Source organism: Micromonospora noduli, from assembly GCF_003264475.1.
GTDB classification, from domain to species: Bacteria; Actinomycetota; Actinomycetes; order Mycobacteriales; family Micromonosporaceae; genus Micromonospora; species Micromonospora noduli.
This window is the reverse complement of sequence record NZ_PYAC01000033.1, coordinates 382,515-407,317: the sequence shown is the minus strand read 5'-3', so window position 1 is coordinate 407,317 and position 24,803 is coordinate 382,515. Positions and strand designations below refer to the sequence as shown.

Below are 24,803 nucleotides of genomic sequence, written 5' to 3'. Positions count from 1 at the left end.
AGCGCTCGCCGCCCCACCCTGGTCCCGTACGGCGGTGGAGGTCTCTGTCGTGGAGGGCATGGTGTCGGTTCGGATCGCTTACCTGGTCGAGGCGGCGGTCTGCGCGGCGGCCAGTGCCTCCTGTGGCGACTTTCCGCCGCTGAGGGCCGACTGCACCGCGGTCCACAGCGCTTCGGAGATCTTCGGGTACTTCGTGCCGAGGTTGTCACCGGTGCGGCCCTTGGCTGCCCGGACCGCCTCCACCCAGACCTTGAGCTTGGGGTCCGCGGTGGCCTGTCGCTCCTGTACGGCGGCGACGGGCGCGACGTAGGAGAGGGTGGTGTCCGTGGTGAGGAGGTTGTCGGCGTTGGTCAGGCAGGTGACGAGCTTCTGCGACGTCTCGTACCGGCCGGTCTTCTTCTGCACCGGAATGGAGACGAACTCACCGCCGGTGGGCGCCGGGGCCGGGCCGCCCGCGCTGGCCGGGATCGCGATCGTGCCGTACGAGAAGCCGAGTTTCTCCGCGTTGGCCAGTTGCCAGGTGCCGTTCTCGGCGAACGCGTAGTCGCCGGTGGCGAACTCCTGCCAGCTCGTGGTCTGGGTGTTGTTGATGACGGAGTTCGGGGCGTGGCCCTGCTTGAGCCAGTCGGTCCAGAGGGTCAGCGCGGACACCGCCTGTGGCGAGTCCAGACTGGTCAGTTGGGCACCCGATCCCCAGAACCAGGGCAGGAACTGGAAGCTGCCCTCCTCGGTGCCGATCGCGGAGAAGGTGATGCCCTTCTTCCCCTTGGCCTTGACCTTGGTCAGTGCCGCGGTCAGTGAGGTCCAGTCCTTGACGGCGGCGGGATCGACGCCGGCGGCGGTGAGCAGATCCTTGTTGTAGTAGAGGGCGAGGGTGTTCGCCCCGATCGGCACCCCGTAGGTCTTGCCGTCGCTCTGGCCGGCGCCGAGCAGGTTCTTCTCCATGGCCGAGACGTCCAGCTTGTTGTCGTCGGTGGTGGTGAGCGCGCCGGCTTCGGCCAGAGTGGAGATGACCGGGTTGTCCACGATCAGCACGTCCGGTGAGTTTCCCTGTTGGGCGGCGAGCAGCGCCTTGTTGGTCAGGTCGGTGGTGTCGTAGCCGGTCCGCTCGACAGTCACCCCCGCGGAGGTGCCGCACTTCTTGAGCAGCGCTACCCATTCGGAGTCGTCGGCGAACTGCGGATACGGGTCCCAGACGAGGTACGCGCCACCGTCGGCGCCACTGTCGGCGGACGACGAGCAGGCGCTGCCGGTCACTGCGGCGAGAGCTATCACGGCGACGGCGGCCAGGCGCCGCCGACGACTGAGTCCGGTCATGTGGTGCCTCACTTCAAATCGATCGTCAGGTGGGGTGTGTCGGTTGATCGTCGCGGGTTGGACCAGTCCAACTATGAGGCGAATCGATTCGACGAATCGGTTCGCCCGAAGATAGGTCTGGCCATACCCGGGGGTCAAGGGTCAGTTGGCCGCGCCGGGAGGTTCGCTGGGCAACATGGGCGTCACCGCGCCGTCATTTCATTGACATGGTTCAGTTCCCGGTCCTACGATCCGTGCGAATCGATTCGCAAGTGCTGCCCTCCGGAGAGCGTCCCCCGCGCCCCACCAAGGAGCCGCCCGTGAAAACCCCGTCCCGCAGCAGGTCAGGACGAGCCCGCGTGTTCGTGGCCCGACTCGTCGTCGGCCTGCTCGCCGCCGCTGCCGCCGTCACCGTCGTCCCGTCCCCCGCCCAGGCCGCCGACGAGTCGATCAGCGTCAACTTCGCCACCACCAACGGTGCGCCGACCTACCGCGCCTCCGGCTGGATCTACGGCATGACCGAGAACGCCAGCGGCCCGGCCGACCACTTCTACCGGGACGTCAAGTTCCAGTACATGCGCGCCGGCGGCGCGCAGCTCCCGGGCAGTGGCTGGGTCGGCGGAACCTACGACCGCCGCTGGAGCTCCACACTCGCCCAGGCGCGTCGCACCACGACCCTCGGCGGGAAGTTCATCATCCTGCCGCACGACCTCTGGGGTGCCGACGGTGCCGGAATCTCCCGCTTCCCCGGTGACAACGGAAACTGGACCGACTACGACAACTTCCTGACCCGCCTGATCAGCGACGTCCGGGCGTCCGGGCTGTCGGTGCAGTGGGACATCTGGAACGAGCCCAACATCACCATCTTCTGGAACCGGCCGATCTCCCAGTACCTCGAACTGTGGCGGCGGACCTACCAGCGCATCCGGACGGAGTTCCCCAGCCAGCTCATCGTCGGGCCGAGCTGCGCCTGCGTACCGTCGACGAACCACGCCTTCTGGAACCAGTACCTGGACTTCGTCCGCTCGACCAACACGGTTCCGGACATCATCAGCTGGCACTCGCTGCCCGGTGACCCGGTCGCGAACGTCGCCGCCGCCAACGCCACCCTCGACCCGCGCGGCATCGCCCACCCGCGTCCGTACCAGATCAACGAGTACGGCGCGCCCGACGAGCAGAACCCGGCCGACGGCGCCTGGTACATCGCGCGCCTGGAGCGGGCCCGGGCCGACGGCCTGCGGGCGAACTGGGCCAGCGGCGGCAGCCTGCACAACGACCTCGGCAACCTGTTGATCCGTAACTCGGCCGGACAGCACCAGCCCAAGGGGGAGTGGTGGAACTACCGCTACTACGCCTCCCAGGTCGGGGAGATCGTCGCGGTGACCCCCAGCCAGTCGTACGACGCGTACGCCACGAAGGCGGCCGGGGTGGCGAAGGTGCTCATCGGCGCTGGTCGTACCACCGGGAACCTGACCGTCAACCTGCAACGCCTGGACACCACCAGCGGCATCGTGCAGAACAACCAGGTCCGGGTCCTCACCCAACGCATCCCGCACAACGGTGGCGGCGCGGTGGCGGGGCCGGTCACGGTCTCGAACAGCGTGGTCGGGGTGTCCAACAACAACGCCACGGTGACAGTGCCGTACACCAACCAGAACGACACGTACACCGTCACGCTGCTGCCCCCCTCGGACGGTGGCTTCCAGTCGGTGGCGGTGGCCCAACACTCCCAGCAGTGCCTGAACAACGCCGGCCTGAGCACCGCCGACGGCAACGTCCAACAGCAGAACTACTGCGACGGCGGTGACCAGCAGCTCTGGAACTTCCGTCCGGTCGCCGGCGTGGCCAACACCTACACGGTGGTCAACCAGCAGAGCGGCAAGTGCCTCGACGTCAGCGGCGTCTCCACCGCCGATGGCGCGGCCGTGCACCAGTGGACCTGCCTGAACAGCCTCAACCAGCAGTTCACGCTGCGCAAGGTGACCTACTCGGGCAACGACTCGCACGACTACCAGCTCGTCGCCCGGCACAGTGGCAAGTGCGTCGATGTCAACGCGGTCTCCACGGCGGCCGGTGCGCTGGTGCACCAGTGGACCTGCCGGGCGGTCAACCAGGGCAGCCCGTTGAACCAGACGTGGCGGCTCCTGGGGCGGTAGGCCTCTCGGGGGAGGTGGTGCGCTGGCGGTCCGCCCAACGGCCAGCGCACCACCCCGCCACCGCATTCATTGACATGAATTAAACAAAGGTCATACGATTCGCTGCGAATCGATTCGCCATCGCCACCACCCCCGTGGCGCGTCGACACCCCCACCGCGCTTCCACGACTCCGAGGAGCCACCTCGTGCGAACCCCGTCCCCCACCGGGCCAGGAAAAGCCCGTGAACTCATCCCGAGACGTCATCGCGCCCGACGGATGACCGCCCTGGCGGGCGCGCTGGTCGGCGTTCTCGTCGGCATCGGCGCCACCCCCGGTGCCCCGTCGCCGATCGCCGAGGCCGCCGCCGCCCCGATGGCCGCCGCCGCCATCGTGCCGGGGCAGAGCACAGCGATCGTCGGTACGCCGTCCGGCCGCTGCCTCGAAGTGCCCAACTCCAGCACCACGAACGGCACCCAGACACAGCTCTGGGACTGCAACGGCAGCGCCGGCCAGACCTGGACGTGGACGTCCACCAAGCAAATCCAGGCGTACGGCAACAAGTGCCTGGACGCCTCCGGCCGCGGCACCGCCAACGGCACCCAGGTGATCATCTGGGACTGCAACGGCCAGAACAACCAGCAGTGGAACGTCAACAGCAACGGCACCATCACCGGCGTCCAGTCCGGGCTGTGCCTCGACGCCAACGCCGCGGCCACCGCGAACGGCACCAAGATCATCCTCTGGGCCTGTAACGGCGGGGCCAACCAGCAGTGGGCCTCGCCGACCACCACCCCGCCGCCGACCAACCCGCCGACCGGCGCGCGTCCGTGCGACATCTACGCCTCCGGCGGCACCCCGTGCATCGCGGCGCACAGCACCACGCGGGCGCTCTACGAGGCGTACGCCGGCAACCTCTACCAGGTTCGACGCTCGTCGGACAACACGACCCGCAACATCGGGCTCACCGGAACCGGCGGCACCGCCAACGCGGCGACCCAGGACTCGTTCTGCTCCGGCACGACCTGCGTGATCACTGTCGTCTTCGACCAGTCCGGGCGCGGCAACGACCTCTGGTACCAGGGGTCGAGCGTCGTTCCGGGCTCCCCGCAGAGCAGGCCGGCGACAGCGACCACGGAGTCGCTGACAGTGGGCGGCGCGAAGGCGTACTCGCTCTACATCAACCCCGGTAACAGCTACTGGCGCGACGGACACCTCACCGGTGTGCCGACCGGCGCGGCACCCGAGGGCATGTACATGGTGACCAGCGGGACCCACGTCAACAGCGGCTGCTGCTTCGACTACGGCAACAGCGAGACGACCAGGAAGGCCGACGCCGCCGGGGCGATGGACGCCATCAACTTCAGCAAGCAGTGCTGGTTCGGCGGCTGCTCCGGCAGCGGACCCTGGGTGCAGGCCGACCTCGAATGGGGTCTCTTCCCGGGCGGCAGCAGCTCCTGGAACCCGAACCAACGCGCGTTCACCAGCAAGTTCGTCACCGCGACGCTGAAGAACAACGGCACGACCCGGTTCGCCATCAAGGGCAGCGACGCGCAGGCCGGCAGCCTCTACACGCTGTACGACGGCTCGCTCCCGCCGGGATACAGCCCGATGAAGAAGCAGGGCGCGATCATCCTGGGCAGTGGCGGTGACTGCTGCAAGCCCGACGGCGGCGCGAACCTGAGCGCCGGCACCTTCTACGAGGGGGCGATGGTCGCCGGCTATCCGTCCGACGCGACCGAGAACGCCGTGCAGGCCAGCGTGGTGACCGCCGGTTACCGCTGATCCTGGCGCCGTCCGAACGAGTCGTGCGCCGGTCCCCACCTCGGGGTGACCGGCGCACGCTCGCGGGCACGTCGACCGGGTTTCAGGCGACCGTGCAGGACGCGCCGTTGAGGGTGAACGAGGACGGTCGGGCGTTGTTACCGGTGTGGGTGGCCTGGAAACCGAAGCTCACCGAGCCGTTGGCGGGGATGCCGCCGTTGTAGGCGACGTTGCGGGCCGTCACCTGCCCCGAGCTTGGCGAGTAGGTGGCGTTCCAGCCCGAGGTGATGGTCTGCCCACCGGGCAGGGCGAAGACCAGGGACCAGCCGTTGACGGCGCTGGTGCCGGTGTTCGTGACGGTGATGTTCTCGGTCAGCCCGGTGTTCCAGGCGTTGACGTCGACCGTCACCCGGCAGGCGCCGGACGCCGGCGGCGGGGTGGTCGGCGGCGGCGTGGTGGGGGGTGGTGTGGTCGGCGGCGGCGTGGTCGGGGGCGGCGTCGTGGGGTCGGTCAGCCCGAAGAACGCGATGGCGGCCGCGGCCATGCCGCCAGAGGGCAGGCTGTGTCCGGCCCCCTGGATGCTGTAGGCCTCGACCTGGACGGTGCCGCCGCTGTCGGCGTACCGGCGCCGGTTCCAGTTGGCCTGGGGTGTGTCGGTGGAGGTGGGTGTCTGGCTCAGCCCGAACACGTTGGTCCACTGCTCGATCGCCTCCTGCAACAGCGAGTACGGCACGAGCGTGTCGTTGGTGCCGTGCCACAGCTGCACGCGCGGGCGGGGCCCGGAGTGGCCGGGGTACGCCTGGCGGACCGCGTCGCCCCACTGCTGCGGGGTCCGGTTCATGTTTCCGCCGGTGCACTGGCTGCTGGTGGGCGGGAAGTCCGCCGCGTTGGCGAAGCAGTTGAACGGCACGCCCATGAACGCGGCGCCGGCCTTGAACAGGTCGGGATAGAGGGCGAGCATGTGGTTGGTCATCATGCCGCCGGACGAACTGCCGGTGGCGTAGACCCGCTCCGGATCGGCCGCGTACTGCTGCTGCACGTACCGGACCATCGAGACGATCGACACCGGGTCGCTGCCGCCGCCACGTCGCTTCGCGGCGTCCGACCAGACGTCGAAGCAGTTGCCGAACCCGGCCTGCTGGGTGGCGGACGGGTAGATCACGATGTACCCGTAGCGGTCGGCGAGGCTGGCGAACTCGCTCCCGGAGTAGAAGCCGGGGCCGGACCCGCCGCATCCGTGCATTGCCACCACGACCGCCGGCCGGGTCGGGCGGTTGTCCGGCACGTACACGTGCATGCGCATCCGGCCCGGGTTGTCACCGAAGCTGGTCACCTCGGTCAGTGACGCCGCGTACGCGGGCCCGACCGTGGGGGCCACCAGGCCGGCCGCCACCAGTGACGCGGCCAGGACGAGTAGCAGTTTCCTTCTGATTCTCAACGGACGACTCCTTCGATTTCCTGTGCAGGCTGGATTGACCGTGCGATCCCGTCGCGGTGTGCCCGACTCCCGCGGTGATCGCACGATGCCCGCTACCTGTGGCTCGCCCAGCCCGGCTTCGAATGGCGTCGCGTGGCAGTTAGTGTTCCCTCCGGGCGATGAAGTGTCAATCGAGGAGGGTCGATTTATAGGTCGTCCGTCTACAGTCGTCTTGCCGTCCCCGAGGAGCGCGGAGCGCCTGTGGCAAGCCCTTTCGACATCGACGAGATCTATCCGGACGACGGAGACCAGCCACTCCGGCTGCCCCGCCGGCAGGTCGGCAACTCGCCCCAGGGTGTCGCGGTGACGCTGTTGGCGGACTACACGCTGCGGACCCGGGTCGCCCTCCCGTCGGCGGCCATCGTCGCGCTGCTCGGGGAGACCGGCGTGACGACGGCCGGAGCGCGGACCGCGATCAGTCGGTTGGCCCGCCGTGGCGTGTTGGAGGGCAGCCGACTGGGGCGGCGCAGCTCATACCGGCTCAGCCGCGCCGCCGCCGCCAACCTCTCCGCCGGCGGGCAGTGGATTCTCGCCTCCACCACCTCGACGGCGCGGTGGGACGGGTGTTGGACGATCGTCGCCTTCTCGCTGCCGCAGGATCGCAGTACGCAGCGCCGGGCCCTGCGGGCGCAACTCCGGTGGCTCGGTTACGCGCCGCTGTACGACGGTTTGTGGATCTCGCCGCAGGAGCTGACATCCGCGGCTCGGGCCGAGCTCGACCGGCTCACCCTCGGGGCCGTGACGGTGTTTCGCGGGCGGCAGAGCGCGCTCGCCTCGGCCATTCACCGCGCGCCGATCGAGGCCTGGGACATCGAGGCGATCGGTCGGAGCTACGACGGGTTCCTCCGGCGGTGGACGCCGCTGCTGCCCGGAGTGCGGTCCGGGCAGATCGACGGCGCCGCTGCGGTGCGGGCCCGTACCGAGGTGATGGACACCTTCCGGCGTTTTCCCGTCCTCGATCCGCAGTTGCCCGTGGAGCTGCTTCCACGGGACTGGCTCAGGCGCCCGGCACGGGAGTTGTTCGCGGCCGTCTACGACGGCCTCGCCGCACCCGCCGAGCGACACGTCCGAGCTGTCGTCGAGCGGTTCGCCGACGCCGCGCAGCCCGGCATCGCGGCCCACACCACCGCCGACCTGGTCGCCGGAGTGCGCGCCGACGTGGACCCGGCGCAGCCGTCTGCTAGTGGCTCGGCTACCGGGTGCTCGTGAACGGCTGGGAGTCTCGGCCGCGACTGTGAGCGATAACAGCGTTGCCGTCCGGCGTGGCCTGAGCAGTGCGGTGGTACGACTCGCCCGCTGGTCGCGCGGCGGCTGAGCACTGTTGCTCTGGGCGTTTGGTACCGGGCGAAACGCGGCGTTCCGGAAGATCGGCGTGAACGGCCCGTTACGTCTTGACGAACGGCATGTTATCGCTCACTCTCGATATAGAGGACGATCGTTCCCGTGGCTCACCGGGCGAGCCGCACGGGTCGTACCTCCGATCACGACGTCCGCAAGGGCATGCGGCCGTCACCTCGGGACCGGCAGTTGCCGGCGACAGCCCTCTCGGACCGCGCGTGCTGATGCCGGGTGGCCAGGAAGACCGTCCCGATCGGTCGCCCCGAGTGAAGTGGCACATCACCACCACCGATGCAACCACTGAAAAGGAACGCCATGAAACCCATGAGAACGATGCTGGCGGCTGCGACAATCGCCGTCGCCCTCACCACCGGTATGACGGTGGCGCTGACTCCCGCATCCGGTGCCGGCACGACCCTGAAGGCGGCCGCCGCCGAGAAGGGTCGCTACTTCGGTGCCGCCGTCGCGACCGGCAAGCTCTCCACCGGCGCGTACACGACGATCCTGAACCGTGAGTTCAACAGTGTCGTGGCCGAGAACGAGATGAAGTGGGCATCCAACGAGCCGTCGCAGGGCCAGTTCAACCACTCCGGTGGTGATCGTCTGGTCAGCCATGCGCAGGCCAACGGGATGAGCGTGCGGGGTCATACCCTGCTGTGGCACGCACAGCAGCCGGGTTGGGCGCAGGGCATGTCCGGCACCGCGTTGCGGAACGCGGCGATCAACCACGTCACGCAGGTCGCGACGCACTACCGGGGCAAGATCTATGCCTGGGACGTGGTGAACGAGGCGTTCGCCGATGGCGGCGGTGGTGGGCGTCGGGACTCGAACCTCCAGCGCACCGGTAACGACTGGATCGAGGCGGCGTTCCGGGCGGCGCGGGCTGCGGATCCGGGTGCGAAGTTGTGTTACAACGACTACAACACCGACGGGATCAACGCGAAGTCGACGGGGATCTACAACATGGTGCGGGACTTCAAGTCCCGTGGCGTGCCGATCGACTGCGTGGGCTTCCAGTCGCACCTGGGCACCTCGCTGGCCGGTGACTACCAGGCCAACCTGCAGCGGTTCGCCGATCTCGGTGTGGATGTGCAGATCACCGAGCTGGACGTGATGACCGGCGGCAACCAGGCCAACATCTACGGCGCCGTCACCCGCGCCTGCCTGGCCGTCTCGCGCTGCACCGGCATCACCACCTGGGGTGTACGGGACTGCGACTCGTGGCGCGGGTCCGACAACGCCCTGCTGTTCGACTGCAACGGCAACAAGAAGGCCGCGTACACCGCCGTCCTGGACGCCCTCAACGGCGGCTCGACCCCGCCCACCACGCCCCCGCCGGGCTCCGGGGTGGACACCAGCGCCTGGTACGTCTTGCTGAACCGCAACAGCGGCAAGGCGCTGGACGTGTACGCCTCGGCCACCAGCGACGGGGCGCGAATCAGCCAGTGGTCGCGCAACAACGGCGTCAACCAGCAGTGGCAGTTCGTCGACTCCGGGGGTGGCTACTACCGGGTGAAGTCCCGCAACTCCAGCAAGGTGCTCGACGTCAGCGGATTCTCCACGGCCGACGGCGGCGCGATCGTGCAGTGGTCAGACCTCAACGGCACGAACCAGCAGTTCCGACTCGCGAATTCGGCCGACGGCTACGTACGCCTGATCAACCGCAACAGCAACAAGGCCGTCGAGGTGCAGGGCGCGTCCACCGCCGACGGTGGAAACGTCGTCCAGTACGCCGACTGGGGCGGCAACAACCAGCAGTGGCAACTGGTCCGAATCGGCTGACGACCGCCGCCATCGAGTGCGGGAGCGGGAGCTGCCGGCCGCTCGGGATCCGGCCGGCGCCCGCCCAGGCGAGGTGTGACCAGTGGCGGCCCGCCCCATCCAGGGGTGGGCCGCCGGGCCGCCACGTCACGGCTGGCTGCGATCGCGCGAATCGATACCAATCGTTTGACGTATGACGTCTCACCCGCTAATTTTCACCCCGCGGGCCACCCGGCCACCGGGAGTCAGGACGTCGTACCGCGCGGTTCGGCGCGGCCTGCCACGAAGCCCGGATCGTGGCAACGCCATCGACGTACGCCGTTGGCCGCGGGGTTGCCCGCACACAACACCCCAGACGTGCTGACCCCACCACCAGGACGCCGGCACGCACGCCAGGGCACGCGCGGGCGCTCCCGCTCGTGGGTGACCCCGATCGAAGGAGTGGACCATGAAAGCCCTCGGTGAGGCTCGTCCCGCCTCTCGACAAAGATCTCGCTGGCGGTCAGGGTTGGCCGCGGCGGCGGCCGCGGTCATGGCAGCCAGCGCAGTCGTCGCGGTCAACGCGGCGCCCGCGGCGGCAGCGACAGTGGACACCAACGCCTCCTACGTGCTGGTGAACCGCAACAGCGGTAAGGCGTTGGACCTGTACGCCTCGGCCACCAACGACGGCGCACGGATAAGCCAGTGGACGCGCAACAACGGCGTCAACCAGCAGTGGCAGTTCGTGGATTCCGGTGGTGGCTACTACCGGATCAAGTCGCGGCACTCGGGCAAGGTGCTCGACGTCAGTGGCTTCTCCACCGCTGACGGCGGCGCGATCGTGCAGTGGGCCGATCTCAACGGGACGAACCAGCAGTTCCGGCTGGCCGACTCGGACGGTGGCTATGTTCGGCTGATCAACCGCAACAGCAACAAGGCCGTCGAGGTGCAGGGCGCGTCCACCGCCGACGGCGGGAACGTCGTGCAGTACGCCGACTGGGGTGGCACCAACCAGCAGTGGCAGCTCGTCCGCGTCGACGGCGGGACCGATCCCACGACCCCACCCCCTACGGGTGGCAGCGGGTGCGGCAAGGCGCCGACGCTGGCCAGCGGCACGCACACCATCCAGAGCAACGGCAAGAGCCGGACCTTCATCCTGCGGGTGCCCGCCAACTACAACAACAGCAACCCCTACCGGCTGATCTTCGCCTTCCACTGGCGGGGCGGCACCATGCAGGAGATCTCCTCCGGCGGCACCAGCGGGACCCCGTGGTCCTACTACGGCCAGCAGGAGCAGTCGAACAACAGCGCGATCCTGGTCGCGCCGCAGGGGTTCGGCAACGGCTGGGGCAACTCCGGCGGTGAGGACATCGTCTTCGTCGACGACATGATCAGCCGGATCGAGAGCAGCCTCTGCGTCAACCCGAGGCAGCGGTTCGCGCTCGGCTTCAGCTGGGGTGGCGGCATGAGCTACGCCGTCGCCTGCGCGCGGGCCAACGTCTTCCGCGCCGTCGCCGTCATCTCCGGTGGGCAGATCAGCGGCTGCAGTGGCGGTACGCAGCCCATCGCGTACTTCGGGCTGCACGGCATCTCGGACAATGTCCTGGGCATTTCGGGTGGCCGGGCGTTGCGCGACACGTTCGTCCGGAACAACGGCTGCACCGCGCAGAGCCCGCGCGAGCCGGCGGCCGGCAGCCGCACGCACGTCACGACCACGTACTCGGGTTGCCGGTCCGGTTACCCGGTTCAGTGGGCCGCGTACGACAACGGCCACATGCCCGGCCCGGTGGACGGCACCTACGCCGAGAGCGGCATCACCACCTGGACCAAGGGTGAGATCTGGAGGTTCTTCGCCCAGTTCTCGTGACTCCTGTCGGCCTCAGTTGGCGGCGCCTGCTCCCGTACCTCGGGGGCGGGCGCCGTCCGTTGCCGTGACCCTCAGCGTTCGAGGCGGACCGGGCTCCCCGAGCCACTGCGACGGACCAGCCAGGCCTCGGTGATGTGGGTGAACATCGCCTCGGCGGCGCCGTTGGGGTCGTGGGCCGCGATGCGTTCGTAGATGCGTCGGTGCCCCTGGTTGGACGCCACGCACAGCGCCCGTTCGGTCCGGCCCATGTACCGGGCGGTGTTGATGACCTGGCTCTCCAGTGCGCGTACGACGCCACGGGCGATCCGGTTCCCGGATGCCTGCATGATCGTGTCGTGGAAGGCCCGGTCGTGGTCGTGGTAGGTGACGTGGTCGTCGACGAGCTCGTCCATCCGGTCGACCATGGCCCGCAGGCGATCGACGGTCTCGCTGTCGGCGAGGCGGGCGGCGACGTTCGCCATGTCGGACTCCAGCACCCGCCGGGTGACGACCAGGTCGTCGAGGATGGCGAGGCTGTCGTCCACCGCGATGGTGGCCGCGAGGACGAGTTCGTCGAGCATGTCCCAGTGTGAGGGTGGGGTGACCATGGTGCCGGCGCCCTGACGGACCTGCACCAGCCCCTTCTCCTGAAGGATCTTCACTGCTTCCCGGACGACGGTCCGGCTCACGCCGAAGGTCTCGCAGAGGATCGGCTCGGGAGGCAGGGACGTCCCGGACGGGTGTACGCCGCGGACGATGCGCTCCACCAGTTCGGCGGTGACCGCCCTGGCGAGGTTGGTCGGCCGACGCACCCACGCCGGGGTCGCCGGACTGTTCAGGGCTGTCTCCTGCGGTGGCGTCATGTCCCCCTCCGAATGGCTCGCCGTGGCACGACGTCTGGGTCAGTGTACGGCCGACTGTTGACGTCACACGTCATACGAGTTACCTTCCGGTCAACATTTGGCTCGCGGGACACCCGCCGGCCACCCCCCATATAGAGGTGACAATCGATGAGACAGCGCGCAATATGGTCGGCCGTCCTCGTTGTGGGCCTGGCCCTGGCCGGTTGTGGAAGTGCTAGCGATTCGGGCAAGTCAACCAGCTCGGACGGCAAGTTGGTCGTGTGGGACTGGAAGTCCGGCGAGCCGTTCGCCAAATCCTATCTGGACAAGGCCAAGGCCGACTTCAAGAAGAAGCACGCCGACGTCGAGGTCGAGTTCGTCGCGCAGCCCTTCGACCAGTACTACACCCTGCTCGGTGCGGCGATCCAGTCCGGCAAGGGCCCGGACGTCATGCTGTTCAACGGTGGCGGCCAGATCCGCGACCGGGTGGACGCGCTGGTGCCGATCGACGACTACGTGGCCGAGGACAGGCAGCGGTTGGCCGGCTGGGAGGCGTTCGCCAAGGACGGCAAGACCTACGCCGCCCCGGTGACGCTCCAGGGCTACCCCATCTACTACAACAAGGAAATCTACCGGAAGGCGAACCTCGACCCGGCGAGCCCGGCCACCACGTGGGACAAGTTCGTCGCCGACTGCGCCGCCATCGCCAAGGCCGGCTCCAAGTGCTTCGCCCTCGGTAACAAGGAGGGCGTCGGCATCCAGTTCTGGCTCTCCAGCCTGGGCTCGACCACCCTCACCGCCGCGGAGTACGACGCCTGGATCGCCGGCAAGCGCGACTGGAACTCGCCCAACGTCAAGCGGATCTTCCAGACCTGGAAGGAGGCCGGCGACAGGAAGATGAACAGCGACGGGGCCAACTCGACCGCCATGTTCAACGACTCCTTCGCGCTCTTCCAGTCCGGCAAGGCCGCCCACGTCATGGGTCTGATGTCGGACGTGGGGCACTGGCAGGACTTCAACGAGTTCCTCACCCCGGAGAAGCTCGGCGTCATGAAGGCCCCGGTCGTCACCGCCGGCACCACCCCGAGCCTCCCGTACGACGGTGGCATCGGGTACGCGGTCGCCAAGTGGACGAAGGACCCGAAGGTGGCCGCCGACCTGGTGCGCTCCCTGAGCTCGGCCGACGCGTTGAAGGCCTTCTACGCCGACGCCGGCGCGATCGCCGCCGACACCACCATCGACGTGTCGCAGGCCGGGCCGGCCGTCGCCACGATCGTCGGCGAGCTGAAGAGTGGCAAGCCCGCTCTGCACGTGGCGCTCTCCTCGAAGACGCTGGACCTGATGGGGCGCCTCTCCCAGCAGCTGCTCAGCGGGTCGATCACCGTCGACGAGGTGGTGAAGCAGTTGGCCGCTTCCGACCAGGCGGGCTGACCTCGTGCCGATGGGAAACACGCAACCGTCGGTCCGTCCGGCTTCGGCCGGACGGGCCGGCGGGGCGGCGGTCACCCCCGCCGCGCATCGGCATGGCACGCGACCCCGTCGCACCCGTGGCGGCCTGGGGGCCGAGCGCTACGCCCCCTACATCCTGGTCCTCCCGGCCGTCCTGATCATCGTGCTGCTGCGGCTCTACCCGCTGCTGCTGGGCGTCAACTTCTCCTTCACCGGTGACGGCGCGCAGAACGGGACCGCTGTCGGATTCGGCAACTACCGCGAGCTGTTCGGAGATCCGCTGTTCCGGACCGCGCTGAGCAACGTCGGGCTGCTGGTGCTGCTGCTACCGGTGGCGGTGGCGATCCCCGGTCTGCTCGCGACGTTCATCTACCTCCGGGTGCCGGGCCACCGCTTCTACCGCAGCGTCTACTTCTTTCCGGCGGTGCTCTCGCCGGTCATCGTCGGTGCGATCTTCAACCTGTTGCTCGCCTTCGACGGCCCCCTCAACGCCGTGCTCGGGTCGTTCGGTGTCGGTCCGGTGGACTGGCTCGGGGACCCGGACATCGCGATGTTCATGGTGGCGGGCGTGCACATCTGGGCCACCTTCGGAATGGCGCTGGTGGTGTTCCTCGCCGGCTTCGCCACGCTGGACGCCGCGCTCCTGGACGCCGCCCGGGTGGACGGTGCGTCGCTGCGCCAGGTCGTCTGGCACGTGATCATCCCGGCCCTCTCGCGCACCATCCAGTTCGTCTTCGTGACCACGATGATCGGGATGCTGACCTCGATGTTCGGGCTGCTCTTCGTGATGACCAGCGGCGGACCGGAGGGGTCGACGTACCTGCCGGAGTTCTACATCTGGAAGCAGCAGGGTCAAATGAACCGTCCGGCTCTCGCGTCGGCGGCCTCGACGATCCTCTTCATGATCATGCTCGTCGTGGGGCTGTTGCAGATCAAGCTGCTCGAACGATCCGGAAAGGAGGATTGATGTCTCGCCTCCGCCTGGGACGGTGGTTGGTCGCCATCCCCATGTCGCTGCTCGCACTGGCGACGATCTACCCCCTGCTGTTCACCGCCAACGTCGCGATGAAGACCCGGCGTGACTACATCCTCGACCGGTTCGGTCTGACCGACGCCCTGCGCTTCGAGAACATCAGCACGGCGTGGAACAGCGTCGGCATGGGCCGCTACTTCATCAACTCGCTGTTCGTGGTGACGGTGTCGGTGCTCCTGCTGCTGCTGTTCGGGTCGATGGCCGGCTTCGCCCTGAGCCAACTGCGGTTCCGCGGCTCGTCGGCGTTGTTCCTGGGTTGCCTCGCGGGGCTCTTCATCCCGTTCCAGGTGATCATGGTGCCGCTCGCACGGATCATGGCGGACACCGCGCTCATCGACACGTACCCGGGTCTGATCCTGGTCTACGTGGCCCAGTTCCTGCCCTTCACGGTCTTTCTCATGACGAGCTACTACAAGGGCATTCCGCCGGAGATCGTCGACGCCGCGCGGATCGACGGCAGCACCGTGTACGGCGTGTACCGCCGGATCATGCTGCCGCTGGGCACCCCGGCGCTGCTGTCGGTCGGCATCCTCAACGCCCTGTTCTGCTGGAACGACGTCCTCATGGCGCTGGTGATGATGCCCTCGGCCGAGCACCGGACGCTCATGATCGGGGTGACCTCGCTGCGCGGGCAGTACTCCGACAACATCCCCACCTTCGCCTCCGGGGTGCTGATCGCCGCCATACCCGTCCTGTTGGTCTACCTGTTCCTCCAGCGCCAAATTGCCGACGGCGTAGCCGCCGGTTCCACGAAGGGTTGACATGCGGATCACGGGATATCGGACGCTCTCCACGGTCCAGGAATGGGGCCGACCAGTCGGCGACGCCAACGGTGTGTTCGCCGACGGGGTGGTCCCGGTCTCGATCGTCATCGTCGACACCGACGAGGGCATCTCGGGAGTCGGCCTCGGGCCGCACGTCGAGATCGAGCGGATCTTCCCAGCCATCGACGGTGAAGACCCCCGGGCCGTGACGTCCCTGTACGACCGCATGTTGCGGCACACCTTCAAGGCGGGCCACGCCGGGCCGGTGTTCGGCACCATCGGCGCTCTGGACACCGCGCTCTGGGACATCAAGGCGCAGGCCGCCGGCGAACCGCTGTGGCGACTGCTGGGCGGACGGGACCGGCGGGTGACCGCCTACGCGTCCGGGTTGGACATCGGGCTCACCGACGACGAACTCGTCGCGGAGTACGAGGTCTACGCGAGCCACGGCCTGCGAGCGGCCAAGCTCAAGGGCGGCCTCGACATCGAGCGCGATCGGCACCGCCTGAGCCTGGTCAAGGATGTCCTGACCGAGGCCGGGCACGGTCGACGGCCGGGTCTGATGCTCGACGTCAACGAGGCGTGGACCCGCAAGCAGGCGGTCCGGCATGTCTGCGAACTGGAACGCACCCTGGACCTCATCTGGATCGAGGAGCCGGTCCGGCGCTGGGACGCCGAGGGTCTCGCCGCGGTCAGCCGAGGCGTGTCCGCGTCGGTCGCCACCGGTGAGAACCTCACCGGGCTCGAACAGTACCGTCCGCTGATCGCCGCTGGCGCTGTCGACATCGTCCAGATGGCGGCCGTCTGGGGGGTCACCCACTTCCTGCGGGCGTCCGCCCTGGCCCACGCCCACGACCTGCCGGTCAGCCCGATCGGCAACAGCCCGGTCGGGCTGCTGCACGCTGCGACCTCGGTGCCGAACCACCTGACGAGCGAGTTGCAGGACCTGCACACACCCGTCGGTGTCTCCATCGATCTGCACGTCGAGGATGGCGCCTTCATCCTCGGCGATGCACCAGGGCTCGGGGTCCGGGTGGACGAGGAGCGGATCCGGGCGGTCAACCGCCGCCCGCAGGCGCAGACGGCCGACAGCCCCAACGTCCGGCCGGAGCGGGCCGGACGACGGCTGCTGGCCGGGGTCGACGGGGTGATCCCCACCGGCCAGGTGCCTGTCGTGTCGCTGAACTCCCGCAACGAGGTGGCGCCGACCGTACGGCACTGAGCTGACCACCAACAAGGAAAGGCGTGGGTGCATCGCGACGGCGATGCACCCACGACCATGCCCGGTCGGCACGACCGACGTACCGACCGTCGAGACGGAGGAACGATGAAGGCAGTCGTCTACCGGGGAGAGCGAGACCTCGGAATCGAGAACCGCGACCCGGAGCCACCGGGTCCCGGCCAGGTACGGATCGAGGTGGCGTACACCGGCATCTGCGGTACGGATCTGCACATCTACCACGGGGACATGGATGCCCGGGTTGGCGATTCCGCGATCATCGGGCACGAGATGTCCGGCCGGATCGCGGCCGTCGGCGAGGGTGTGACCGGCTGGAACATCGGTCAGGCCGTCACCGTGATGCCGACCCGGCCCTGCGGACGCTGCGCCGCCTGCCGGCGGGGCAACTCCCACGTCTGCCACGCGATGAACTTCCTCGGCATCGACTCACCGGGTGCCATGCAGTCCTCCTGGACGGTGCCGGTGGAACTGGTGCTGCCGCTTCCGGAGGAGTTGCCGCTCGACCACGCGGCGCTCGTCGAGCCGGTGGCGGTCGCCGTGCACGACGTACGCCGGGGGAACGTGACCGCCGACGACCAGGTGGTAGTGGTCGGTGGTGGGCCGGTCGGCGTCCTCATCGCCACCGTCGCGCGGGGCCGTGGCGCGCGGGTGCTCCTCGTCGAGCCGGACCCGTTCCGACGCGAGGTGGCGGAGGGGATCGGGATCGAGGCCGTCGACCCGCGAGCGACCGACGTCGTGGCGCTGGTCAACGACCGTACCGATGGCGCTGGCGCCGACATCGCCTTCGAGGTGTCCGGCTCCCCGGCCGGCGTCACCACGGCGGTCGACGTCCTCACCACCCGCGGGCGGCTGGTCATGGTGGCGATCCATCCTCAGCCCCGCGAGGTCAACCTGCACCGGTTCTTCTGGCGTGAGCTGGAACTCCTGGGTGCGCGGCTGTATCAGCGCGACGACATGGTGGAGGCGATCCGGTTGGTCGCCTCGGGTGCTATCCCGGCACGGCAGCTGATTTCCCGGGTCGAGCCGGTCGAGGCGGCCGGCGCGGCCTTCGAGGCACTGGAGGGTGGCGGCGTCATGAAGGTGCTGCTCGATGTGCGGGAGGGTAACCAGTGACGGCGTTGTTCGACCTGTCCGGCCAGACCGCCGTCGTGACCGGTGCGCGGCGCGGTATCGGCCTCGCCATGGCCGAGGCCCTGGCCCTCGCCGGCGCCGACATCGTGGGGGTCTCCGCCCAGCTCGAAGCGGAGGGCAGCGAGGTCGAACGCCGGGTGCGCGCCACCGGCCGCCGGTTCACCGCGCTGCGGGCGGACCTCGGCGACCGGGCGGCCGTGCACCGGTTGGCCAGCGACATAATCGCTCTCGGGCCGGTCGACATCCTGGTGAACAACGGCGGCACGATCGCCCGGACCCCGGCCGCGGAGCACCCGGACGAGATGTGGGACCACGTGATCGAGGTGAACCTCAGCAGCCAGTTCATCCTCAGCCGGGAGATCGGCCGGACGATGGTCGAGCGCGGCCGAGGGAAGATCATTTTCACAGCGTCGCTGTTGAGTTTCCAGGGCGGCATCACCGTCCCCGGTTACGCGGCGTCGAAGTCGGGCGTGGCCGGTCTCACCAAGGCGTTGGCGAACGAGTGGGCGGCCCGCGGGGTCAACGTCAACGCCATCGCGCCCGGCTACATCGCCACCGACAACACCCAGGCGCTCCGCGAGGACCCCGATCGCAACCAGGCGATCCTCGGCCGGATCCCGGCCGGGCGGTGGGGCCGGGCCGACGATCTCGGCGGCGCCACGGTGTTCCTGGCGTCGACCGCGTCGGACTACGTCAACGGCGTCGTGCTGCCCGTCGACGGCGGCTGGCTGGGCCGATGACTGGCGCACAGGAGCCGGGGCGCACCGGGATCGTCGACGCGCACCACCACCTCTGGGCCCGCGCCCGGCACCCGCAGCCGTGGATCGACCCGGTGACCATGGCGGCCATCGACGCCGACTTCGAACCCGCCGATCTCGCGCCGCTGGCCCGGGCGGCCGGGGTCACCACGACAGTGGTGGTGCAGTCCATCGCCTCCGACACGGAGACCGTCGACCTGCTGGGCGTGGCGGCCGAGGACACAGTGGTCCGTGGGGTCGTCGGCTGGGTGGACCTGACCGCCGACGACGTTGCGGAGCGCCTCGACGGTCTGCGGGCCGCCCGAGGCGGGGAACGCCTCGTCGGCATCCGCCACCTCGTGCAGTCCGAGAGCGACCCGGCGTACCTGGACCGTCCCGACGTCCGTCGCGGGATCGCGGCGGTGGGCGCCGCCGGCCTCGTCTTCGACCTGCTGGTACGCCAACACCAGCTCCCCATGGCCGCGCGTCTCACGCGCGACCTGCCCGAGGTGAGCTTCGTCCTCGACCACCTGGGCAAGCCCGCGCTCGGTAGTCCGGAGATGGCCGAGTGGAGCCGGGACCTGCGGTCGTTGGCGGCCTCGCCCAACACGACGGCGAAGCTCTCCGGGCTGGTGACGGAGGTGCCGCTCCCGCACTGGACGCCGGCTGACCTTCGACAGGCCGTCGACGACGCCCTCGACGCGTTCGGGCCGGACCGGCTGATGTTCGGCTCGGACTGGCCCGTCTGTCTGCTCGCCAGTTCGTACCAGCGGTGGGTCGACACCCTGGCGGAACTGCTGGAGGGCCAGGACGGGACCGGCCGGGCGTCGGTCTGGGGCGGGACGGCACGCCGGATCTACGGGCTGGAGACCTCATGATGTCGCGCGCACTACCGCGCCGCCCGCAGCTACGGCTCACCGAGCTGGGCTTCGGCGCGGCCCAGGGGGGCAACCTCTACCGGACGACGACGGACGAGGAGTTCGCCTCGGCTGTCGACGCCGCGTGGGAGGCGGGCGTCCGGTACTTCGACACCGCGCCGCACTACGGTCTGGGGTTGTCCGAGCGCCGCCTCGGCGCCGCGCTGCGCCAACGCCCGCGCGACGAGTACGTGGTGTCGACGAAGGTCGGGCGACTCCTGGTGCCGTCGCCCCAGGACGCGCACCTGCGGGACTCCGACGGGTTCGATGTGCCGGCGACCCACCGGCGGGTGTGGGACTTCAGCCGCGACGGCGTGCTCCGCTCCATCGAGGCCAGCCTGGACCGGACCGGGCTGGACCGGATCGACATCGTCTACCTGCACGACCCGGACGACCACTGGGAGCAGGCCGCGCACGAGGCCGTACCCGCCCTGATCGACCTGCGGGACCAGGGCGTCGTGGGTGCCATCGGCGCCGGCATGAACCAGTCGGCGATGCTGGCACGGTTCGTCCGGGAGACCGATGTCGACGTGATGATGTGCGCAGGGCGGTACACCCTGCTCGAACAGGGTGCGGCCGCCGACCTGCTGCCGGCCGCCGAGAACCGGGGGGTGGGCGTGGTCATCGCGGGCGTCTACAACTCGGGGCTGCTTTCGCGGGACCGGCCGCCGGCCGATGCCGTCTACAACTACCAGCAGGCCCCGGCGGCGCTGATCGAGCGGGCGCGGCGGATCGCCACTGTCTGCGAGACGTACGGGGTGACCCTGCCGCAGGCGGCCCTCGCCTTCGTCCGCCGGCACCCGGCCGTGGTGTCGACGGTGGTCGGCGTCCGCAACGAGGCGCAGGCGGTCGAGACGGTGCGACGGTCCGGGATCGTCGTGCCGGAGGAGTTGTGGGACGACCTGGCGGCGGCCGGGCTGCTCGCCGCGCCGCCCGGCCGGCCTGCCTGACCGACGACGACGTCCCGGCCGGGACCGGCTCCGTTACTCGGACACCGGTCCCGACCGGGACGTCACCTGTTACCGGGACAGCCGCGGGGTCACACCGCGGTGAACCGCCACTGCTGGTTGGCGGCGCTGTGGCAGGTCCACTGCAACAGTCGGGCGCCGTCGGTGGTGGCGGCACCGTTGACGTCCACGCAGAGGCCGCTCAGCACACTCTTCACCGTGTACACGCCGGAGGTTCCCGTCGCGGTGGCGGTGAACTTCTGCTGGTTGCCGTTGTTGCAGGTGGCCTGCTGGAGGAAGGCACCCGCCGCGGTCGAACTGCCGACCACCTCGACGCACTTGCCGCTGTGCACCGCCTTGAGGTAGAGCGCGCCGTTACCGGCGTCGACTGCCTGCCACCTCTGGTTGTTGGCACCGGTGTTCGCCCACTGGGTGATCTGGGCGCCGTCGGCGGTGGAGACACCGCTGACGTCCATCAGCTTGTTGCTGTGCTGCGCCGTGACCGTGTAGGTCTTCCCCGCCAGGCCACCGCCGTTACCACTGCCGGGTGTCCCGACGCCGTTGCCGCCGAAGGTGTGCGAGTCCAGATCGAACGAGTTGTTGCTGTTCTTGAACACCATGTAGAGCGTCTGTGTCCCGCTGGAGGCGGCGACGTTCACCGGAGTCGTGGACTGGTAGTTGTCCCAGCCGCCCGTACTGGGCACCGTGGTGGTGGCCAGCAGGGTGCCGGTCGGCGAGCCGGCGCGCAGCTCGATCGAACCGCCACCGGAGGGCGACGACACCCGGTAGCTGACCGTCGAGATGCCCGACAGGCTCATCGGGTTGAACGCGATCCAGTCGTTGGTGGAGATGTCACCGACGCGCTTGGTGCTCTCCGCCGCCGCCTGGTCGACGACCCGGATGCCGGACTGGCTGCTGAAGTACTCGGACTGCTTGTGCTTCGGTTGCAGGATCGCCTGCGCGGTGCCGGTGAGCGGGGACCCGCCCCCCGAGCCGCCGTTGTCGGTGTACCGCGCGTTCAGCACGTAGAACAGGTTGGCGCCATCGGGGTGCCCACCGAGCAGGTCGGTGGAGATGGTGCCCGAGCAGCCCGGGTACTCCGTGGTCTCGTGCGCGTGGTCGTCGTGGCCCAGCGCCGGGTTGAGGATGACCTTCGAACAGTCGACGGTGCCGCCGTCCGGATCGGTCACGGTGATCTGGTACGACACCTTGTCGCCGAAGGTCAGCATGCCTCCGTTGCCCGGTGTGGTGATGGTGACCACCGGGGCGCTGTTGCCGACGGTGATCGGGACGTTGGCGAAGCCCGTCTTACCGGTGCTGTCGGTGACCTTCAACTGGGCCGTGTAGTTGCCGTTGGAGGTGTACGTCTTCGACGGGTTGGCCGCCGTCGAGGTGGTGCCGTCGCCGAACGTCCACAGGTAGCTCAGCGTGTTGCCGTCCGGGTCGGACGTGCCCGCGCTGCTGAACTGGACGGTCAGCGGCGAGGAGCCGCTGGTGGGTGTGCCGGTGGCCTTGACGATCGGTGACCGGCCGCCCTGGATGTAGTCGATCCGGTAGAGCCCGGAGTCGCTGTTGCCGCCACCGAAGTTGGTGCCCCACTCCAGCAGGTAGAGCGAGCCGTCCTTGCCGAACTCCATGTCCATCGGCTTGTTGAACCCACCGCCGGGCAGGAACGGGTTGGTGCGGGTCACCGCCGTGGAGGAGTCGAAGTGCACCTCCTTGATGTAGTTGCGCGACCACTCGTAGAAGAAGTGCACCCCGTCGTAGTAGGGCGGGAACTTCGTCGCGGACGGGTTCGACGCGTCGTACCGGTAGACCGGGCCGCCCATCGGCGCGGAGCCGCCGGAGCCCAGCTCCGGGAAGGTCGTCGAGGCGGGGTAGCCATACCAGATGTTCGGCATGACGACCGGCTTCAGGCTGGTCAGGCCGGTGTTGTTCGGTGAGTTGTTGACCGGCGCGGAGCAGTTGAACTTCGCGCCGACGACGCCGGTGTCGGGGTTGTACGGCGCGTAGGGCTGGTTGTTGCCGTGGCAGAACGGCCAGCCGTAGTTGCCGGGCGTCTTGATCACGTTGAGCTCGACCAGGCCCTCCGGGCCCCGGTTGGTGGTGGGCGGGTTGCGGTCCGGCCCGTAGTCGGCCAGGTAGACCCAGCCGGTGGCCGCGTCGATCGAGAAACGGAACGGGTTGCGGAAGCCCATGGCGTAGATTTCCGGCTTGGTCTGCGCCGTGCCCTGGGGGTAGAGGTTGCCGCTCGGAATGGTGTAGCTGCCGCTGGCTCCGGGACGGATGCGCAGCAGCTTGCCGCGCAGGTCGTTGGTGTTGCCCGCGGTCCGGGCGGCGTCCAGGTTGGACTTGCCCGAGCGCCAGTCCAGCGGGGCGTAGCCCTGCCAGTTGGGGTCGAGGTTCGGCGGCGTGTCGTCGCCGGTGCCGATGTAGAGGTTGCCGTCCGGACCGAACTCGATGTAACCGCCGGTGTGGCCGGGCTCCGGGAAGGTCCGGTCCCGGTACGCCGGGATGTCGATGATCGTCACGCCGCTGGACGTGTTCAGCGTGTCGCCGCTCATCGTGAAGCGGGAGACCCGGTTGACATCGGTCGAGCTGCTCGCCGGCGAGTGGTACAGGTACACGTACCCGTTGGTGGCGAAGTTGGGGTCCAGCGCCATGCCGGTGAGGCCGTCCTCACCGCCGGTGTAGACGCTCAGCGTGCCGGCGGTGACGGTGCTGTTCGTGGAGGGCTTGAAGATCTTCAGCTGCCCGCCGCGTTGGGCGTAGAACACGCGCCCGTCCGGGGCCACCGCCATCGCCATCGGGTCGACGGTGTTGTCGTCCAGGGTGCGCTTCTCAAAGTTGCCCCAGACTGTGCCGCCGCAGTCGCCGGCAGCGTTCCCGGCGGCCCACTTGATGCCACCGAGGATGTGGTTCTGGAAGTTCGTCTCGCTGTAGGAGGCGATCGCGTGGCCCATCGCGGTGGCCCACACCCGCCCGCCGCCGGTGTCGCGACACCAGGAGATCGGGTGGTCCGGGCCCATCGCCCGGGATCCCGGGTTGTAGGTGCGCTCGTCGGCGGTCACCAGGACGTGCACCTTGCCGCGCGGGTTGGTGTCGAAGTTGTACCACTCCTCGCTGCGGTTCCACCGATCCGGCAGAGAGGCCGTCGACGGGTGCTTCTTGTCGGCGACGATCGCGGTGCCGGGCAGCACGCCGGGGGAGTGCTCGGGCATGTGGGCGCCGCCGTTGATGGTCTGGTCCCACCACGGGTACTCGGACTCGATGCCCATGTCGGTGGCGTTGTGGATGGCGACGATGCCCTTGCCGCTGGCGAGGTAGCCCTCCACCGCTTGGCGCTGCGCCGCCGAGGTCCAGACCATGCCGGAGGTCTGGAGCATGACGATCACGTCGAAGGTCGCCAGGTTGGCGGCGGTGAAGACGCTCGAGTCCTCGGTCGCCACCATCTCGAAGTTGTTCGCCGCGGCCTGCTGCTGGAGCATGGAGATCCCGGCGGGGATCGAGTCGTGCCGGTAGCCGGTGGTCTTGCTGAACACCAGGGCGCGGAAGGCCGGGGCGGCCGACGCGGGTGGAGCGAGTCCGAGCGCCAGCAACAGGCCGGCGATCACTGAGATGAGCAATGTGTTACGACGCATGCCGTCTCCTAGTTGGGCGGGCGTAGGGATTGCGACCACGGGTCCCACGACGTGTCAGGTTGACCTGGACACGTGAGGGACACGGGCGCGCTGGTCTGTCCTCATGCCGTTCGCCGCAACGGCAGTCAGACCTGCGGGACGTCACACAGCGTGGTGGTGGCAGTGGTTCTCGTCCCGTGGTCCACGAGGTCAGGATGAGCTAGAGATCGAAGACTGTCAATGCACGAAGTAACGTCCGACGTCCTGCCCGGTGGACGGCGGTCGCGCTCGGCCCCCTTGATGCGGCACCGCCTGCCGATCGCAGCCCAGCCTGGCAGTCGGGCTTGATCGAGGATTGCGGACCCGCATCCAAACATCTATCTTCATACGTGTGATGTTTCGCCGGTGTCAAGGAAATGTTTGCACCGCAAGAACGTAAGTCCTCGTTGTTGGCACGAAAGCTTGTTGTTCAGCGCCTAGAAGCCGCCGTAGTGTGGCATTTAATCATGTCGATGACTACTGTCTGTG

The 24,803-nt window shown here is 68.8% G+C and carries 17 protein-coding genes; 13 read left to right on the top strand and 4 right to left on the bottom strand.

Annotation, left to right across the window (positions count from 1 at the left end):
• Nucleotides 1–78: 78 nt before the first annotated feature.
• Complete coding sequence (locus MED15_RS26375; protein ID WP_112585229.1) at nucleotides 79–1,317, bottom strand: sugar ABC transporter substrate-binding protein; 1,239 nt, start codon at nucleotides 1,315–1,317, stop codon at nucleotides 79–81.
• Between the two features lie 338 nt (nucleotides 1,318–1,655).
• On the opposite strand from MED15_RS26375, the gene MED15_RS26370 reads away from it, so the two are divergent.
• A complete protein-coding gene (locus MED15_RS26370; protein WP_244220591.1) occupies nucleotides 1,656–3,452 on the top strand; it encodes an RICIN domain-containing protein in 1,797 nt (598 codons plus the stop codon).
• 257 nt (nucleotides 3,453–3,709) lie between these two features.
• A complete protein-coding gene (locus MED15_RS26365; protein ID WP_112585233.1) occupies nucleotides 3,710–5,215 on the top strand; it encodes an arabinofuranosidase catalytic domain-containing protein in 1,506 nt (501 codons plus the stop codon).
• Nucleotides 5,216–5,297: 82 nt separating this feature from the next.
• Here MED15_RS26365 and MED15_RS26360 read toward each other — a convergent pair whose 3' ends face one another.
• Nucleotides 5,298–6,632 carry an extracellular catalytic domain type 1 short-chain-length polyhydroxyalkanoate depolymerase gene (locus MED15_RS26360; protein ID WP_112725869.1) on the bottom strand — a complete coding sequence of 445 codons (1,335 nt, stop codon included), beginning with the start codon at nucleotides 6,630–6,632 and terminating at the stop codon, nucleotides 5,298–5,300.
• 240 nt (nucleotides 6,633–6,872) lie between these two features.
• Here MED15_RS26360 and MED15_RS26355 point away from each other — a divergent pair, with 240 nt between their 5' ends.
• From MED15_RS26355 to MED15_RS26345, 3 genes are all read left to right on the top strand, one after another.
• The gene (locus MED15_RS26355) at nucleotides 6,873–7,880 is read left to right on the top strand and encodes a PaaX family transcriptional regulator (RefSeq protein WP_112601627.1); all 1,008 of its coding nucleotides are present in this window, start codon (nucleotides 6,873–6,875) and stop codon (nucleotides 7,878–7,880) included.
• Nucleotides 7,881–8,324: 444 nt separating this feature from the next.
• Complete coding sequence (locus tag MED15_RS26350) at nucleotides 8,325–9,791, top strand: endo-1,4-beta-xylanase (protein ID WP_112585239.1); 1,467 nt, start codon at nucleotides 8,325–8,327, stop codon at nucleotides 9,789–9,791.
• A 427-nt stretch (nucleotides 9,792–10,218) separates the two neighbouring features.
• Nucleotides 10,219–11,616 (top strand): RICIN domain-containing protein, encoded by a 1,398-nt coding sequence (locus tag MED15_RS26345; RefSeq protein ID WP_112733278.1) that lies wholly within the window; start codon nucleotides 10,219–10,221, stop codon nucleotides 11,614–11,616.
• Nucleotides 11,617–11,687: 71 nt separating this feature from the next.
• On the opposite strand, the gene MED15_RS26340 is transcribed toward MED15_RS26345, so the two are convergent.
• A complete protein-coding gene (locus tag MED15_RS26340; RefSeq protein ID WP_091401025.1) occupies nucleotides 11,688–12,458 on the bottom strand; it encodes a FadR/GntR family transcriptional regulator in 771 nt (256 codons plus the stop codon).
• Between the two features lie 147 nt (nucleotides 12,459–12,605).
• On the opposite strand from MED15_RS26340, the gene MED15_RS26335 reads away from it, so the two are divergent.
• The 8 genes from MED15_RS26335 (at nucleotide 12,606) to MED15_RS26300 (ending at nucleotide 20,658) form a co-directional block, all read left to right on the top strand.
• Nucleotides 12,606–13,868 carry an ABC transporter substrate-binding protein gene (locus tag MED15_RS26335; protein WP_112585243.1) on the top strand — a complete coding sequence of 421 codons (1,263 nt, stop codon included), beginning with the start codon at nucleotides 12,606–12,608 and terminating at the stop codon, nucleotides 13,866–13,868.
• 10 nt (nucleotides 13,869–13,878) lie between these two features.
• Nucleotides 13,879–14,853 (top strand): carbohydrate ABC transporter permease, encoded by a 975-nt coding sequence (locus MED15_RS26330; RefSeq protein ID WP_112585245.1) that lies wholly within the window; start codon nucleotides 13,879–13,881, stop codon nucleotides 14,851–14,853.
• Complete coding sequence (locus tag MED15_RS26325) at nucleotides 14,853–15,680, top strand: carbohydrate ABC transporter permease (protein ID WP_112733280.1); 828 nt, start codon at nucleotides 14,853–14,855, stop codon at nucleotides 15,678–15,680. The genes MED15_RS26330 and MED15_RS26325 overlap by 1 nt, the downstream gene beginning before the upstream one ends.
• Before the next feature lies 1 nt (nucleotide 15,681).
• Complete coding sequence (locus MED15_RS26320; protein ID WP_112585247.1) at nucleotides 15,682–16,905, top strand: mandelate racemase/muconate lactonizing enzyme family protein; 1,224 nt, start codon at nucleotides 15,682–15,684, stop codon at nucleotides 16,903–16,905.
• Between the two features lie 105 nt (nucleotides 16,906–17,010).
• On the top strand, nucleotides 17,011–18,036 hold the full coding sequence (locus tag MED15_RS26315; protein ID WP_112733282.1) for a zinc-dependent alcohol dehydrogenase: 1,026 nt from the start codon (nucleotides 17,011–17,013) through the stop codon (nucleotides 18,034–18,036).
• The gene (locus tag MED15_RS26310; protein ID WP_112585250.1) at nucleotides 18,033–18,794 is read left to right on the top strand and encodes an SDR family NAD(P)-dependent oxidoreductase; all 762 of its coding nucleotides are present in this window, start codon (nucleotides 18,033–18,035) and stop codon (nucleotides 18,792–18,794) included. Before MED15_RS26315 ends, MED15_RS26310 begins: the two co-directional genes overlap by 4 nt.
• Entirely contained in the window at nucleotides 18,791–19,669 is an 879-nt protein-coding gene (locus MED15_RS26305; protein WP_112737201.1) for an amidohydrolase family protein, read from the top strand. Before MED15_RS26310 ends, MED15_RS26305 begins: the two co-directional genes overlap by 4 nt.
• Nucleotides 19,666–20,658, top strand: coding sequence for an aldo/keto reductase (locus MED15_RS26300; RefSeq protein WP_112698259.1), 993 nt, complete (start codon nucleotides 19,666–19,668; stop codon nucleotides 20,656–20,658). The genes MED15_RS26305 and MED15_RS26300 overlap by 4 nt, the downstream gene beginning before the upstream one ends.
• Before the next feature lie 89 nt (nucleotides 20,659–20,747).
• Here MED15_RS26300 and MED15_RS26295 read toward each other — a convergent pair whose 3' ends face one another.
• Nucleotides 20,748–24,296, bottom strand: a complete 3,549-nt coding sequence (locus MED15_RS26295; RefSeq protein WP_112737199.1) for a ThuA domain-containing protein — start codon at nucleotides 24,294–24,296, stop codon at nucleotides 20,748–20,750.
• Nucleotides 24,297–24,803: the final 507 nt, after the last annotated feature.